At 63.0% G+C, this 15,889-nt stretch carries 14 protein-coding genes; 2 read left to right on the top strand and 12 right to left on the bottom strand.

The window, feature by feature from the left end:
- Window positions 1-126: 126 nt before the first annotated feature.
- Both JQ597_RS25095 and JQ597_RS25090 read left to right on the top strand, forming a co-directional pair.
- On the top strand, window positions 127-1,098 hold the full coding sequence (locus JQ597_RS25095) for a tyrosine recombinase XerC (protein WP_212267696.1): 972 nt from the start codon (window positions 127-129) through the stop codon (window positions 1,096-1,098).
- Between the two features lie 114 nt (window positions 1,099-1,212).
- Complete coding sequence (locus JQ597_RS25090) at window positions 1,213-1,803, top strand: DUF4337 domain-containing protein (RefSeq protein WP_212267694.1); 591 nt, start codon at window positions 1,213-1,215, stop codon at window positions 1,801-1,803.
- Between the two features lie 57 nt (window positions 1,804-1,860).
- Here the strand turns inward: JQ597_RS25090 and JQ597_RS25085 are convergent, their stop codons facing one another.
- The 12 genes from JQ597_RS25085 to JQ597_RS25030 all read right to left on the bottom strand — a co-directional run bounded on the left by JQ597_RS25085 (window position 1,861) and on the right by JQ597_RS25030 (window position 15,835).
- Window positions 1,861-2,391: a hypothetical protein gene (locus tag JQ597_RS25085; RefSeq protein WP_212267839.1), complete on the bottom strand. Its 531-nt coding sequence runs from the start codon at window positions 2,389-2,391 to the stop codon at window positions 1,861-1,863.
- A 35-nt stretch (window positions 2,392-2,426) separates the two neighbouring features.
- Window positions 2,427-3,830: a dihydrolipoyl dehydrogenase gene (lpdA, locus tag JQ597_RS25080; RefSeq protein WP_212267692.1), complete on the bottom strand. Its 1,404-nt coding sequence runs from the start codon at window positions 3,828-3,830 to the stop codon at window positions 2,427-2,429.
- Between the two features lie 36 nt (window positions 3,831-3,866).
- Entirely contained in the window at window positions 3,867-4,616 is a 750-nt protein-coding gene (locus tag JQ597_RS25075) for an SDR family oxidoreductase (protein ID WP_212267690.1), read from the bottom strand.
- Window positions 4,617-4,682: 66 nt separating this feature from the next.
- Window positions 4,683-5,939: a 2-oxoglutarate dehydrogenase complex dihydrolipoyllysine-residue succinyltransferase gene (gene odhB, locus JQ597_RS25070; RefSeq protein WP_212267688.1), complete on the bottom strand. Its 1,257-nt coding sequence runs from the start codon at window positions 5,937-5,939 to the stop codon at window positions 4,683-4,685.
- Window positions 5,940-6,071: 132 nt separating this feature from the next.
- Window positions 6,072-9,029, bottom strand: a complete 2,958-nt coding sequence (locus tag JQ597_RS25065; RefSeq protein ID WP_212267685.1) for a 2-oxoglutarate dehydrogenase E1 component — start codon at window positions 9,027-9,029, stop codon at window positions 6,072-6,074.
- A 136-nt stretch (window positions 9,030-9,165) separates the two neighbouring features.
- Window positions 9,166-10,050: a succinate--CoA ligase subunit alpha gene (gene sucD / locus JQ597_RS25060; RefSeq protein WP_211999191.1), complete on the bottom strand. Its 885-nt coding sequence runs from the start codon at window positions 10,048-10,050 to the stop codon at window positions 9,166-9,168.
- Between the two features lie 36 nt (window positions 10,051-10,086).
- Window positions 10,087-10,563, bottom strand: a complete 477-nt coding sequence (locus JQ597_RS25055; RefSeq protein ID WP_212267682.1) for a DUF1579 family protein — start codon at window positions 10,561-10,563, stop codon at window positions 10,087-10,089.
- Between the two features lie 2 nt (window positions 10,564-10,565).
- Entirely contained in the window at window positions 10,566-11,762 is a 1,197-nt protein-coding gene (gene sucC / locus JQ597_RS25050) for an ADP-forming succinate--CoA ligase subunit beta (RefSeq protein ID WP_212267679.1), read from the bottom strand.
- 132 nt (window positions 11,763-11,894) lie between these two features.
- Window positions 11,895-12,863, bottom strand: a complete 969-nt coding sequence (mdh, locus tag JQ597_RS25045) for a malate dehydrogenase (RefSeq protein ID WP_192739019.1) — start codon at window positions 12,861-12,863, stop codon at window positions 11,895-11,897.
- Window positions 12,864-13,133: 270 nt separating this feature from the next.
- Window positions 13,134-14,321 (bottom strand): cell division protein ZapE, encoded by a 1,188-nt coding sequence (gene zapE / locus JQ597_RS25040; protein ID WP_212267676.1) that lies wholly within the window; start codon window positions 14,319-14,321, stop codon window positions 13,134-13,136.
- 183 nt (window positions 14,322-14,504) lie between these two features.
- Window positions 14,505-15,041, bottom strand: coding sequence for an RNA 2',3'-cyclic phosphodiesterase (thpR, locus tag JQ597_RS25035; protein ID WP_192739017.1), 537 nt, complete (start codon window positions 15,039-15,041; stop codon window positions 14,505-14,507).
- 146 nt (window positions 15,042-15,187) lie between these two features.
- Window positions 15,188-15,835 (bottom strand): arylesterase, encoded by a 648-nt coding sequence (locus JQ597_RS25030; RefSeq protein WP_502754624.1) that lies wholly within the window; start codon window positions 15,833-15,835, stop codon window positions 15,188-15,190.
- Between the last annotated feature and the right edge of the window lie 54 nt (window positions 15,836-15,889).

Genomic DNA, 15,889 nt, shown 5'->3' with positions numbered 1-15,889 from the left:
AGAGGCGCTCAAGTTAAGGGCGCCCGACGGCGAGGGCCAGTGGCACCGGCGCTGGTGGGGGCAAGTTAGCGAACGGTAAACGAAAGAGGTGCGATATAATCAGGAGAATCAGGGCGCCCATAGTCCATGACCAAGCCTGTTCCGTCACTTCAACCGATCGAACTCGATTGCGCCGACGCGACGCTGGCGCTGGAAATGACGCGCTGGCTGTCGCATCTGCGCGCCGAACGGCGGCTGTCGCCCAAAACGCTGGAGGCCTACGCCCGCGACCTCCGGCAATGCCTGATCTTTCTCGCCGAGCACTGGGGCCGAAAAGTTACGCTCAAGGGGTTTGCAGCGCTGGAAGCCAGCGACATCAGGGCCTTCATGGCGATGCGCCGCGCCGACGACATCGGGGGCCGCTCGCTGATGCGGGCGCTGGCGGGGCTGCGCTCGTTCGGACGTTTCCTGGAGCGCGAAGGCAAGGGCAAGGTCGGCGCGCTCTCGGCGATCCGTGCGCCGAAAATCGGCAAGAGCCTGCCGAAGCCGATCCAGATGGCGGCCGCCAAACGTTTTGCCGATGCCGACGAACGCGCCGGCGAGGATCGCGATCCCTGGATCTGGGCGCGCGACGCCGCCGTGATGGCGCTGCTGTATGGTTCGGGCCTGCGCATCTCCGAGGCGCTCGGGCTGAAAAAGCGCGACGTTCCGCTGCCCGGCGAAGGTGACGTCATCATCGTGACCGGCAAGGGCAACAAGACCCGCATGGTGCCGGTGCTGCAAAACGTGCTGGCGCTGATCGCCGATTACACCGCCGTCTGCCCGCATCAGCTTAACCCGGAGGGACCGATTTTCGTCGGCGCACGCGGCGGGCCGCTCAGCCCGCGAATCATCCAGCTCACCATGGAGCGGTTGCGAGGCGCGCTCGGCCTGCCCGACAGCGCGACGCCGCATGCGCTGCGGCATTCATTTGCCACCCACCTGCTGTCGCGCGGCGGCGATCTGCGCGCGATCCAGGAATTGCTCGGCCACGCCTCGCTCTCGACCACGCAGATCTATACCGGCATCGACAGCGAGCGGCTGCTGGAAGTGTACAAGACGGCGCATCCGCGCGGCTGAACGCCGGCCGCGCTCCGACATACTATCGTCACATCGTGCACTTCCCCTGCCCGCCCCTTGCGCTGGCCGAATGGTTCCGGCAATCGTAAGCAGGTCACCTGGCAGGAGGGAATCATGGGCGCACATGAAAGTATGGAGCATGCGGAGCACGCCGAGCACGCTTCCAGCTCCAACAAGAGAATCGCATTGCTGATCGCCGTCATTGCGCTGTTTCTTGCGCTGTCGGAGACCCTCGGCAAGGGCGCGCAGACCGAATCGATCAGCAAGAATGTCGAGGCGTCGAACCTTTGGGCGTTCTTTCAAGCCAAGAGCATCCGCCGCACCACGGTTCAGGCCACCGCCGAGCACGCCAAGCTGAGCCTCGGGGTCACTACTGATCCGGCCGCAAAGGCGGCGCTGCAAAAGCAGATCGACGACTGGACCAAGACTGCGGCGCGCTATCGCTCGGAGCCGGAAACCGGCGAGGGCTCGGAAGAGCTCATGAAGCGCGCCAAGCAAGCCGAACATTTGCGCGACGAGGCAATGGCCAAGTACCATCACTACGAAGTCGCCTCGGCCGCGTTCCAGATCGGCATCGTGCTGGCATCGGCGACCATCATCACCGGCATGATCGTGCTGGCCTGGGGTTCCGCCCTGCTCGCCGTGATCGGAATTGGATTCACCTTGATCGGCCTGTTCGCGCCGCATGCCGTGCATTTGATGTAGCGTGCCCGCCTCTCCCATCGGGGGAGGTGAAGCCGATCTCTGTGAGAGTGAGTTCGATTACCGCGCTTCGTGCACGCGTTTGCGAAAGCGCTGGATCAGCCTCAGCATCCGACCTGACCAGCCCTCGCCGTCGCCGCGCAGCATCTCGGCGATCCGGCGCTTGACCGGCTCGACCAATGCAGCTGCCCTGGCGCGCAGCATCATGATGAACTCATAAATCTTTTTGAACCACTGCATCTTCAGCAGCTTCGGCCGCGTCACATCGAAGATGAAGGCGGTGACGCCGACGCCGACGAACTTGCCGAGAACGATGACGACGATCGCGCTGATCCAATATTCATTCGCCAGCAGCCACAGCCCGACCAGCTTGAGCGGAAACAGCGGGATCACCGGCACCGCAAATACGATCAACGTCATCGCCGGCGACAGCGTATCGACACGCTCGGACAGCCATCGCTTGAACGCACGGAACGGAATCCACGCGACGACGCGCTCGACGATCGGCTCGAGATGATCCCACAGCCATGCTTCGATCAAGAAGATGATCGCAAGCAGAACCCATAACGGCTTAAGTAGGCGGCGCATCACCTGAAAATCTCGACCCGGCGTGTGCCGGGCATCGATCACATATGGATCGCCCGTTTGCCGACCGCAAGCGCTGCTTCCTTGATGGCCTCGGAGCGGGTCGGATGCGCATGGCAGGTTCGTGCCAGATCCTCGGCGGAACCGCCGAATTCCATCAGAACGGCGGCTTCATGGATCATTTCGCCGGCTTCGCGGCCGATGATGTGCACGCCGAGCACGCGATCGGTCTTCGCATCTGCGAGAATCTTCACAAAGCCGTCCGTGGTCTGGTTGACCTTGGAGCGGCCGTTGGCAGTGAAGGGGAATTTGCCCGAGGTGTATGCGACGCCCGCCTGCTTCAGCTCTTCCTCGGTCTTGCCGACCGACGACACTTCCGGCGTGGTATACACAACGCCTGGGATGACGTCGTAATTCACATGCCCGGCCTGCCCTGCGATGATCTCGGCACACGCAACGCCTTCGTCCTCGGCCTTGTGCGCAAGCATCGGACCCGCCACCACATCGCCGATCGCATAGACGCCCTTCACGCTGGTCGAGAAATGCGCATCGATCTCGACGCGGCCGCGGTTGTCGAGCGCGATACCGGCCTCCTTCAGGCCGAGGCCGTCGGTGTAGGGCACGCGGCCGATACAGACCAGCACCACATCGGCTTCGATGGCCTCGGCCGCACCGCCCGCCGCCGGCTCGACCTTGACCGACAGCGTCTTACCTGACGTGTCGACGCCGGTGACCTTGGCGCCGAGCTTGAACGCAAAGCCCTGCTTTTCGAGGATGCGCTGGAATTGTTTTGCCACCTCGCCATCCGTGCCGGGCAGGATGCGGTCGAGAAACTCAACCACCGTGACCTTCGCACCGAGCCGGTGCCACACCGAGCCGAGCTCGAGCCCGATCACGCCGGCGCCGACGACCAGCAGATGTGAGGGCACCTTGTCGAACGACAGCGCGCCGGTCGACGACACGATGCGCTTCTCGTCGATCTCGATGCCCTTCAGCCGCGCGATGTCGGAGCCGGTGGCGATCACGATGTTTTTGGTCTCGACGGTCTGCGCCTTGCCGTCACTGCCGGACACTTCGACCTTGCCGGCGCCGAGAATCTTGCCCGTGCCGCTGATGACGTCGATCTTGTTCTTCTTCATCAGGAACTCGACGCCCTTGACGTTGCCGTCGATGCCCTGCTGCTTGAAGTTCATCATTGAAGGCAGATCGAGCTTCGGCGTGGAAACGCTGACGCCCATTTTTGCGAAGGAGTGCCCGGCTTCCTCGAACATCTCGGACGCATGCAGCAGCGCCTTCGACGGCATGCAGCCGACGTTGAGGCAGGTGCCGCCCAGCGTCGCGTTCTTTTCGACCACGGCGACTTTCATGCCGAGTTGCGCGGCGCGCACCGCGCAGACATATCCGCCCGGACCGGTGCCGATGACGACGAGATCGTAAGAAGCCATGATTGAAGTCCCGTAACTGAATTCTATGACAGGGTATTACCGGCCGCCCGATACATCGAGGATGGCACTGGTGACGTACGAAGCGTCGTCCGACATCAGCCAGACGATGGCATTGGCGATTTCTTCCGCGGTACCGACGCGCTGCATCGGCACCATATGCGCTAAGCGATGGGCGCGGTCGGGTTCGCCGCCGCTCGCGTGAATCTCGGTATCGATCAGCCCGGGCCGGATCGCGGCGACGCGAATGCCCTCGCCGGCAACTTCATGGCCGAGACCGACCGTGAACGAATCCACGGCACCCTTCGACGCCGCATAATCGACATAGGTATTGGGCGCACCGAGTCTCGCCGCGACCGAGGAAAGATTGACGATAACGCCGCCTTTGCCGCCATGTTTGGTCGACATGCGCTTCACGGCCTCGCGTGCGCACAGGATGGACCCGGTAACGTTGACCGCCATCACGCGCTGGATGCGCTCGGCCGACATCTCGTCAACGCGCACGCCGCTCTGACCGACAATACCACCGTTATTGACGAGCGCCCCTAACGTACCGAACTGATCGGCCGCCTTGAACAGCGCGAGGATGTCGCTTTCCTCGGCAACGTCGCATTTCACAGCGACAGCCTTGCCGTTCTTGCGCTCGATCTCGGTGACGACTTCGTTCGCCGCCGCCTCGTTGCTGGCGTAACCGACGACAACCCGAAAGCCACGGGCCGCCGCGGCAATCGCGGTGGCGCGGCCGATGCCGCGGCTACCGCCGGTGATGACAACGACTTTATCGGTCACATTCGCCCCCATCCATCAATACGCCGCGCCAATACCCGCCGAGCAGCGGGCACTCGGACGCGACCATCAGAGATCCAGCACCAGGCGCGCCGGATCTTCCAGGCTCTCCTTGACGCGGACCAGGAAGGTGACCGCTTCCTTGCCGTCGATGACGCGGTGATCGTACGACAGCGCCAGATACATCATCGGGCGGATCTCGATCTTGCCGCCGATCGCCATCGGCCGCTCCTGGATCTTGTGCATGCCGAGAATGGCGGATTGCGGCGCGTTCAGGATCGGCGTCGACATCAGCGAACCATAGATGCCGCCATTGGTGATGGTGAAGGTGCCGCCCTGCATCTCGTCGATCTTGAGCTGGCCGTCACGGGCGCGGCGGCCGAAATCGGCGATGCTCTTTTCGATGTCGGAGATCGACTTGTGGTCGCAGTCGCGTACCACAGGCACGACGAGGCCCTTGTCGGTGCCGACGGCGACGCCGACATGGTAGTAATTCTTGAAGATCAGATCAGTGCCGTCGATCTCGGCATTGACTGCCGGGATGTCCTTGAGCGCCTGCACGCAGGCCTTGGTGAAGAAGCCCATGAAGCCGAGCTTGGTGCCGTGCTTCTTCTCGAACACGTCCTTGTACTGCGTCCGCATCGCCATGATGTGGCTCATATCGACCTCGTTGAAGGTCGTGAGCATCGCCGCGGTGTTCTGCACGTCCTTCAGGCGGCGCGCGATGGTCTGGCGCAGCCGCGTCATCTTCACGCGCTCTTCGCGCGCGGCATCGTCGGCGGGCGACGGTGCTCGCACCTGCACGGCGGCGGCGGGCTGATTGACCGGAGTCGGCGCGGAAGCGGCCTTCTCGATCGCAGCCAGCATGTCGCCCTTGGTGACGCGGCCATCCTTACCGGAACCAGGCACGGTAGCGGCATCGATGCCGCTTTCGACGGAGAGTTTCCGGACCGACGGCGCCAGCGGCGCGTCCGCGGGTGCGGCCTTTGGCGCCGCAGCAGGTGCGGCGGCAGCGGCGGGCGGCGGCGCGGCGGGAGCAGCTGCAGCTGCAGAATTCTTGGGCGGCGCGGCCGCCGGCTTGGCGCCTGCCGCGCCGTCATTGATCTGTCCGAGCAGCGCGCCGACGGCGACGGTTTCGCCGTCCTTGGCGGCGATCTCGCCCAGCACGCCCGCTGAAGGCGCCGGGACTTCGATGGTGACCTTGTCGGTCTCGAGCTCCACCAAAGGCTCGTCCACCGCCACGGCGTCGCCGGCCTTCTTGAACCAGCGGCCAATGGTGGCCTCCGTCACGGACTCGCCGAGCGTCGGAACGCGAATGTCAGTCATGTGTGTTTTCCTCAATATATCCTGTGCGGTCATCGTTCCGGGGCGGACGATCCAGCAATCCGTGACGGTCACAATTGACGGCGCGGGTTGCTGGATGCCCCGCTTTCGCGGGGCATGACGAATTCAAAGTTTTCAGTTCAGCGCGTCATCCAGCAGCGCCTTGAGCTGCGCCAGATGCTTCGACATCAAACCGGTGGCCGTCGCCGCCGCCGCCGCGCGGCCCGCGTAACGCGGACGCTTGTTCGGCGCGTGGATCTGGTTCAGCACCCATTCGAGATAGGGCTCGATGAAGTGCCACGCACCCATATTGCGCGGTTCTTCCTGGCACCAGACGACTTCCGCGTTCTTGAAGCGGGCGAGCTCGTGCACCAGTGCCTTCAGCGGCACCGGATAGAGCTGCTCGACGCGCATCAGGTAGATGTCGTCGATGCCGCGCTTCTCGCGTTCCTCGTAGAGATCGTAATAGACCTTGCCCGAGCACAGCACGATGCGGCGGATCTTGTCGTCGTCCACCAGCTTGATCTTCTCGTCCGGCAGCATCTGCGCGTCATCGTAGAGGATGCGGTGGAACGTGGCGTCCTTGCCGAGCTCGTCGAGCCGCGACACCGCCCGCTTGTGGCGCAGCAACGATTTCGGCGTCATCAGGATCAGGGGTTTACGGATTTCGCGATGCAGCTGGCGCCGCAGCACGTGGAAGTAATTCGCCGGCGTGGTGGGATAGACCACCTGCATGTTGTCTTCGGCGCACATCTGCAGGAAGCGTTCGAGCCGCGCCGAGGAGTGCTCCGGTCCCTGCCCTTCATAGCCATGCGGCAGCAGGCAGACGAGACCCGACATGCGCAGCCATTTGCGTTCGCCCGAGGAGATGAATTGGTCGAACAGCACCTGCGCCCCGTTGGCGAAGTCGCCGAACTGGGCTTCCCACATCGCGAGCGCATTCGGCTCGGCCAGTGAATAACCGTACTCGAAGCCAAGCACCGCCTCTTCCGAAAGCAGCGAGTTGATCACCTCGTAGTGGCCCTGATCGGGGCTAAGGTGATTGAACGGCGTGTAGCGGCTCTCGTCCTCCTGGTCGATCAGCACCGAATGGCGCTGCGAGAAGGTACCGCGCTCGGAGTCCTGCCCCGACAGGCGGACGTGCCGGCCTTCCTGCATCAGCGTGCAGAACGCCAGCGCCTCGCCGGTGGCCCAGTCGATGCCGACGCCATTGTCGATCGCCTTGGCGCGATTTTCCAGGAAACGCTGGATGGTGCGGTGAACGCGGAAGCCGTCGGGCACCTTGGTGATCTTGCGGCCGATATCCTTCAGGATAGCCGTATCGACGCCGGTAACGCCGCGGCGCGCATCCTCTTCCTGATCGGCGGACTTGAAGCCGGCCCATTTGCCGTCGAGCCAGTCGGCCTTGTTGGGCTTGTAGCCCGAGCCGGCCTCGAGTTCGGCATCGAGCCGCGCACGCCAGTCGGCCTTGGCCTTTTCGACCTCGCCCTCGGTCAACACGCCGTCAGCGATCAGCCGCTTGGAATAGATCTCGACCGTGCCGGGATGCAACGCGATCTTCTTGTACATCACCGGCTGAGTGAACATCGGCTCGTCGCCTTCGTTATGGCCATGCCTGCGGTAGCAGAACATGTCGATCACGACGGGCTTGTGGAATTTCTGCCGGAACTCGATCGCAACCTTGGCCGCGAACACCACGGCTTCCGGATCGTCGCCGTTCACATGGAAGATCGGCGCGTCGATCATCTTCGCGACGTCAGACGGATAGGGCGAGGAACGCGAGTAGCGCGGATAGGTGGTGAAGCCGATCTGGTTGTTGACGATGAAGTGCAGCGAACCGCCGGTGCGGTAGCCCTTCAGGTCGGACAGGCCGAAGCATTCGGCGACCACGCCCTGGCCGGCGAAGGCGGCGTCGCCATGCATCAGCACCGGCAGCACCGAAATGCGCATGTCCGGCGGATCGCCGTGCTGGTCCTGCTTGGCGCGCACCTTGCCGAGCACGACGGGATCGACGATTTCCAGATGCGACGGGTTGGCGGTCAGCGACAGATGGATCCTGTTGTTGTCGAACTCGCGGTCCGACGAGGCGCCGAGATGATATTTGACGTCGCCGGAGCCTTCGACCGCGTCGGGATTGGCGGAGCCGCCCTTGAATTCATGGAACAGCGCGCGGTGCGGCTTGCCCATCACCTGCGTCAGCACGTTGAGGCGGCCGCGATGCGGCATGCCGAGCACGATCTCCTTCACGCCGAGATTGCCGCCGCGCTTGATGATCTGCTCCAGCGCCGGGATCAGCGATTCAGCTCCGTCGAGGCCGAAGCGCTTGGTGCCGGTGAATTTGATGTCGCAGAACTTCTCAAAGCCTTCGGCTTCGATCAGCTTGTTGAGGATCGCGCGCCGGCCTTCGGGGGTGAAGCTGATTTCCTTGTCCGGGCCTTCGATGCGTTCCTGGATCCAGGCCTTCTGCGCCGCGTTGCTGATGTGCATGAACTCGACGCCGAGCGTCTGGCAGTAGGTGCGCTCGCAGATCGCAACGATTTCGCGAAGCGTACCGTATTCAAGACCGAGCACGTGATCGAGGAAAATCTTGCGGTCGAAATCGGCCTCGGCAAAACCGTAGGTGCGCGGATCAAGCTCCTCGCGGTCGCGCTGGGCCTCGATGCCGAGCGGATCGAGCTTGGCGTGGAAATGACCGCGCATGCGATAGGCGCGGATCAGCATCAGGGCGCGAACCGAATCGCGCGTCGCCTGGTTGATGTCGGCCGACGCCACTTCGGCGCCCTTGGCCTGCGCCTTGGCCGCCAGCTTGGTGCCAACAGCCTTTTCGACCTGCGCCCAGTTGCCGTCCAGCGCCGAGGTCAGCTCGTCGCGCGGCGTCAATGGCCAGTTGTCGCGGCCCCAGGAGGCGCCCTCGGCGTTCTTCTGGACGTCGGCCGGGGTGTCTTTCAGGCTCTTGAAGAACTCCTGCCAATCGGGATCGACCGAAGCGGGGTCCTGCTCGTAGCGGGCGTAGAGATCGTCGATGTAGGTGGCGTTGGTGCCCTGCAAAAAGGAGGAAAGGGCAAATGCGGCATTCGCGTCCTGGCGAGACATGATGGCGTCCTGGTAATTTTTGGCTTCGCGCGTGGAAAACGGCGCTTTGGCCGGTCCGGAGGCCCGGACCAGCGAGTTAAAGCACCTCTAACCTATTTAGCGCGAAATTTCCCGCCCAAAAGAACCAAGAATTGAATTAGGACTTCAATTTTTCGGCAAGGGTGTGTCCAAGCCTTGCCGGCGACGGAGAGACCGTGATTCCGGCCGATTCCATCGCTGTGGTCTTGGAACCGGCGTCGCCCTTGCCGCCGGAGATGATCGCGCCGGCATGGCCCATGCGGCGGCCGGGAGGGGCGGTGACGCCAGCGATGAAGCCAACCATCGGCTTGCTGCGGCCCCGCTTGGCCTCGTCCTTGATGAACTGGGCGGCGTCCTCCTCGGCGGAACCGCCGATTTCACCGATCATGATGATCGAGGTGGTCTTCGGATCGGCCAGGAACATTTCCAGCACGTCGATGAATTCGGTGCCCTTGACCGGGTCGCCGCCGATGCCGACCGCCGTGGTCTGGCCGAGGCCTTCCTGGGTGGTCTGGAACACGGCTTCATAGGTCAGCGTGCCCGAACGGGAGACGATGCCGACACTACCGGGCTTGAAGATGTTGGCCGGCATGATGCCGATCTTGCATTCGCCCGCGGTCATGACACCCGGGCAGTTCGGTCCGATCAGGCGGGACTTCGACCCCGACAGCGAACGCTTGACGCGGACCATGTCGAGCACCGGAATGCCTTCGGTGATGCAGACGATCAGCGGGATCTCCGCATCGATCGCCTCGCAGATCGCGTCCGCAGCCCCCGGCGGCGGTACGTAGATCACCGACGCATCGGCGCCGGTCTTCTCACGCGCTTCGGCAACCGTGTCGAACACCGGCAGGCCCAGATGCGTTGCACCGCCTTTGCCCGGCGAAGTGCCGCCGACCATCTTGGTGCCGTACGCGATCGCCGCCTCGGAATGGAACGTGCCGTTCTTACCGGTAAAACCCTGGCAGATGACTTTGGTATTCTTGTCGATCAGAACGGACATGATGGATGTTACTTCCCTGGGTGATCGGAGACGGGATCAGTGAATTCGCCGATACGTGCCGGTGAGCACGTCGGCCCATCCTTCCGCATCAGGTGAGAACTGGATTTTCATGGTGTAGTTGTTGTCGTCGACGACTTCGTAGACGTGACGCGCGTTGCCGCGCAGCGAGCCGCGCACCAGGATCAGCGTCTTGCCGGTCCAGCCGCCGGAGGCCGGCGCCGGGGAGTAGTATCCAAGCGAATCGTGCCAGAACAGTTTGTAGTGGCGGTCCTCGCGGTCGTAAGTGAACACGCCATGGGTGGCGAAGCTTTCCTTGCCGTCGCGCGTCTGGACGGCGTCCTGGATCAGATAAAAACCGTTGAGATCCATGCGCGCCTTGACATGCGCGGTCGCCGGGCCGCCCGCGTTCCAGCGCGAGGGATAGACCATCTCTTCGCCGCTCCACTCGCCGGCAAACACGGCGAGCTTGCGGTGTTCCTCCAGGGCAGTCGGTGCGGCGAGACGGTCAGCCATCGCTAGCCTCCCTTGACGGCATTCACGATTTTCTGTGCGGCATCGTCGAGATTATCGGCGGGCAGCACGTTAAGGCCGGATTCGCGGATGATCTTCTTGCCGGCGTCGACATTGGTGCCTTCGAGACGAACCACCAGCGGCACCTTCAGGCCGACTTCCTTGACAGCCGCGACCACGCCCTCGGCGATGATGTCGCATTTCATGATGCCGCCGAAGATGTTGACGAGGATGCCCTTCACGTTCGGATCGGCGGTGATGATCTTGAAAGCGGCCGCGACCTTTTCCTTGCTCGCGCCGCCTCCGACGTCGAGGAAGTTGGCGGGCTCCATGCCATAGAGCTTGATGATGTCCATGGTCGCCATCGCAAGGCCGGCGCCGTTGACCATGCAGCCGATGGTGCCGTCGAGCGTGACGTAGTTGAGATCGTATTTCGACGCCTCGATTTCCTTGGCGTCCTCTTCGGTCTCGTCGCGCAGGGCCGCGACTTCCGGATGGCGGTACATCGCGTTGTCGTCGAACGCGACCTTGGCGTCGAGCACGCGCAGGTCGCCCTGCTTGGTGACGACGAGCGGATTGATCTCCAGCATCGCCATGTCCTTGGCGATGAAGGCGGTGTAGAGCTGCGCGACCAGCTTCTCGGCTTGTTTGGCAAGATCGCCGGTCAGCTTCAGCGCCTTCGCCACCGTGCGGCCGTGATGGCCCATGATGCCGGTGGCCGGATCGACCGAGAAGGTGATGATCTTCTCAGGGGTGTTGTGCGCGACGTCCTCGATGTTGACGCCGCCTTCGGTCGAGACCACGAACGAGACTTCCGAGGTTTCGCGGTCGACCAGGATCGAGAGATAGAACTCCTTGTCGATGTCGGAGCCTTCCTCGATGTAGAGGCGGTTGACCTGCTTGCCGTGGGCGCCGGTCTGGATCGTGACGAGGGTCGCGCCCAGCATCTGCTTGGCGAACTCGTTGACCTCGGCGACCGACTTGGCGATGCGCACGCCGCCCTTGTCGCCCGCGGAAGCTTCCTTGAACTTGCCCTTGCCGCGGCCGCCGGCGTGGATCTGGCTTTTCACGACCCAGATCGGGCCGGGAAGCGCCTTGGCGGCGGCTTCCGAATCGGCGGCCTTCAAGACCGGCACGCCGCGCGAAATCGGCACCCCGAATTCATGCAGCAACGCCTTGGCCTGGTATTCATGGATATTCATCTGGACGCTCCCCAAACCTTCATACGGCAAGTTCTACGGCCCGCCGGTATTGGTAGTTGGCATACCATATACCAAGAGAACTGCAAGCCGGAAACGCTTCCGCCCCGTTTCCAGGGCGAAAGTTGAATAAAATCAACGGCCCAACAGATCGGGAGCGATTTTCTTGCAGGCATCGACCAGGCCCTGCACGGCGCCGACCGACTTGTCGAAGGCTTCACGGTCCTTGCCGGCCAGCTCGATCTCGACAATACGCTCGACACCCTTGGAGCCGATCACAACGGGCACGCCGACATACATGTCCTTCACGCCATATTCGCCGTTGAGATAGGCGGCGCAGGGCAGCACGCGCTTCTTGTCCTTCAGATAGCTCTCGGCCATCGCGATGGCGGAAGCCGCCGGGGCGTAGAAGGCCGAACCGGTCTTCAGCAGGTTGACGATCTCGGCGCCGCCATTGCGGGTGCGATCGACGATCTCGTCGATCCGCGCCTGCGAGGTCCAACCCATCTTGACGAGGTCGGGCAGCGGAATGCCGGCGACGGTGGAGTAGCGCGTCAGCGGCACCATGGTGTCGCCATGGCCGCCGAGCACGAAGGCGGTGACGTCTTCGACCGAGACGTTGAACTCGTCGGCGAGGAAATAACGGAAGCGCGAGGAATCCAGCACGCCGGCCATGCCGACGACCTTCTTGTGCGGCATGCCGGAGGCCTTCTGCAGCGCCCACACCATCGCGTCCAGCGGGTTGGTGATGCAGATGACGAAGGCGTCGGGGGCGTATTTCTTGATGCCGGCGCCGACCTGCTCCATGACCTTGAGGTTGATGCTGAGGAGATCGTCGCGGCTCATGCCGGGCTTGCGCGGCACGCCGGCGGTGACGATGCAGACCTTGGCATTGTCGAGCGCCTCATAGGAATTGGCGCCGGTCAGATGCGCGTCAAAACCGTCGACCGGCGACGACTGCGCAATGTCGAGCGCCTTGCCCTGCGGCACGCCCTCGGCGATGTCGAACATGACGACGTCGCCGAGCTCCTTCAGGCCAATGAGGTGAGCCAGCGTTCCGCCGATCTGACCGGAGCCAATCAAAGCAATCTTGTCGCGCGCCATGGGAAATTTGTCCTTCTGAGACGAAGAGGAGGATGGAGAGTGAACTGGGAGGCTGGTTATCCCTTTCGAATGATACGTTCAAGTCGCGGCGTGCCCAATTGTAGGCCTCCTGCCGGACTTGCCTTGATTTCAATCAGGCATGCCAGTACGCCCACCGTCATTCCGGGATGATCCGAAGGATCAGACCCGGAATCTCGAGATTCCCCGGTGCGCAACCACGCACCTGAGGTTCGCACTTCGTGCGTCCCGGATTGACGGCCAGATTGAATCCTACGTCTCCACCAGCCCGGTGCTGGAGCCGCTCGCGGCTGAATCCTTCCGGCCGTGCGGGAGCGCCAGGTAGGATTCGGAACTCATTTCGATCAGCCGCGACGAGGTCCGCTTGAACTCGTTGGCCTCGTTGCCATCGGTTGCCAGATACAGCGACACCGGATCGGCTTCCGCCGAGGCCATCAGCTTCACGGCATTGTCATAGAGCGTATCGATCAGCGAGATGAAACGCTTGGCGGCGTTGCGCTCGGGGTAGTCCATGACAGGAATGCGGTCGACGAGAATGGTGTGGTAGTCGTGCGCCAGCCGAAGGTAATCCGACGCAGCCAGCGGCTGCTCGCAGAGTTCGGCGAAGGTAAAGCGGGCGACGCCGTGCGACGAACAGGGCACCCGCAGGATGCGGCCCTTGATTGCGATATCGCGCGCCTTGCAGGGCGCGTTGCCGGTCATCTTGCGCCAGGCCTTGTCGAGCGCGTCACCGGCGGCGTCATCCGCCGGCACCAGCCACATCTTCACGCCGGCGAGTTTTTCCAGCCGAAAATCCGTGCGCGCATCGAGCCGCAGCACGTCCATGTGATCGGCTATCTGCGCGATGAAAGGCAAAAACAGCGCGCGGTTCAGGCCACCCTTGTAGAGGTCGTCGGGCGCCACGTTCGAGGTCGCCACCACGACGGTGCCGAGTTCGAACAGCTTTGTGAACAGCCGGCCCAGGATCATGGCGTCGGCAATATCGGTGACGTGAAATTCGTCGAAGCACAGCAGCCACGCCTGATCGAAGATCGCATTCGCGGTCAGTGCGATCACATCGCCGTCGGCGATCTCGCCGCGCGCGATGTCCTGCCGGTAGCCGTAGATCCGCTCATGCACCTCGGCCATGAATTCGTGGAAATGCGCGCGGCGCTTGTGCTCGATGGCGCTCTGCTGAAAAAACAGATCCATCAGCATGGTCTTGCCGCGGCCGACCTCGCCATGGACGTAAAGCCCGCGCGGCGGCGGCTCGTCCTTGTCGGCGAACAGCCGGCCGAGCAGGCTTTGCTTGCGCAGCGGCTTGTAGCTGGACAGCCGGTCTTCCAGCGCCGCAAAGGCGTCGGTAGCGCGGGCCTGCGCCGGGTCGGCCTCGATCGCTCCGGAGGTGACCAGGCCCTGATAATGGGCGCGGAACGAGGTGGGTGGGGTGGTCGACAGCATGGCCCACCTTACGGCCCCAAGCGTGCGAAAATTGCAAGCCGTGAATTGGTGGTGGGGGTATGCCCAAATATATCGACCGTCATGCCCGGGCTTGTCCCGGGCATCCACGTCTTGCTGCACAGCCTGTCCAAAGACGTGGATGGCCGGGACAAGCCCGGCCATGACGAGGAGAGGTTGGAGGCCTCACGCGCTCAGCGCGTAGGAATCCTCGACCACATAGGGGCCGCCGCCGGTGGAGGCGCGCGATGAGAACAGCACGAAGCGCGAGGCCATGAAGGTGCGGCTCGGGAAATAGCCGCGCACCGACAGATAGTCGGCGACATCCTGGCTCGAGGCGTCGTGCAGCCGCGCCAGCGTCACGTGGGGGGTGAATTTGCGTCCCTCGGGATCGAGCCCCATGCGTTGCATCATCCGCTCGAGTTCGGCCTGCAATTCGATCAGCGGCCGGCTCGGTTCGACGGATGCCACCACCGCCCGTGGCTTGCGCCCGCCGAAACTTTGCAGGCCCTGCACCTTGACCTCGAACGGTTTTCGGTTGACCCGAAACAACATCGAGGCGATTTCATTCGCCGACATGCCGTCGATGTCGCCGATGAAACGCAAGGTGACGTGATAATTTTCGGGATCGATCCAGCGTGCGCCCGGAAGGCCGCCACGCAAATTGGAAAGGGTCTGGCCAATCTCGGCCGGAATTTCCAGTCCAGCAAACAAACGCGGCATCGCTCGACTCCCGATGCTGAAACCCGATGACGAATCACCGATCACCAATTTCTACCTGAGTTATATGACCCTGCGAAGCAGCCGGCGCCACTGGACCGGAAAGCTACGGGGAAAACTATCGGGTAGGGTTATTCACTGCTGTATTTTCAGCTGCGTTGCGCAGCTATCGCGCCAAGAAATGCCTCGACACTGGGCAGAATATTTTTCACGATGATGTCGACGCCCTCAGCGGTCGGATGCAATCCGTCCGGCTGGTTGAGCTTGGCCTCGGCGGCGACGCCTTCCAGGAAAAACGGATAGAGCGAAACGCCGAAGGATTTCGAAAGCTCCGGGTAGATCGCGTTGAAGCGGGCCGCATACTCGCTGCCATAATTCGGCGGCGCCAGCATCCCGCACAGGAGGACGGCGATCTTGCGGGCTTTCAGCCGGGTCAGGATATCGGTGAGCGCGGCACGGGTGACGGCCGGGTCAGTACCGCGCAAGGCATCGTTGGCGCCGAGTTCGAGGATCACGGCCTCGGTTCCTTCCGGCACCGACCAGTCGAGCCGGTCGCGGCCGCCTGACGTGGTGTCGCCGGACACCCCGGCATTGATCATATCGACCTTTATCCCCTTGGCTTCCAATGCCTTTTGCAGGCGGACGGGGAACGCCCCGGTCGCCGCCAGGCCATAGCCGGCACTCAGGGAATCGCCGAGCACGACCATCTTGATAGGCTTTACCGGGGGTGTGACCGGGGTTTGCGCAAAAACCGTCTGTGTCGTCATCAAGGCCATAATCAACACGAGTATGTGCACGAACATACCTATCCGGCCCTCGACCCCGGCGGCGGAATTGCCATATGACCGATC

The sequence above is a fragment of the Bradyrhizobium sp. AUGA SZCCT0177 genome (assembly GCF_018130125.1).
GTDB lineage: Bacteria > Pseudomonadota > Alphaproteobacteria > Rhizobiales > Xanthobacteraceae > Bradyrhizobium.
This window is presented reverse-complemented; position numbering and strand designations above follow the sequence as displayed.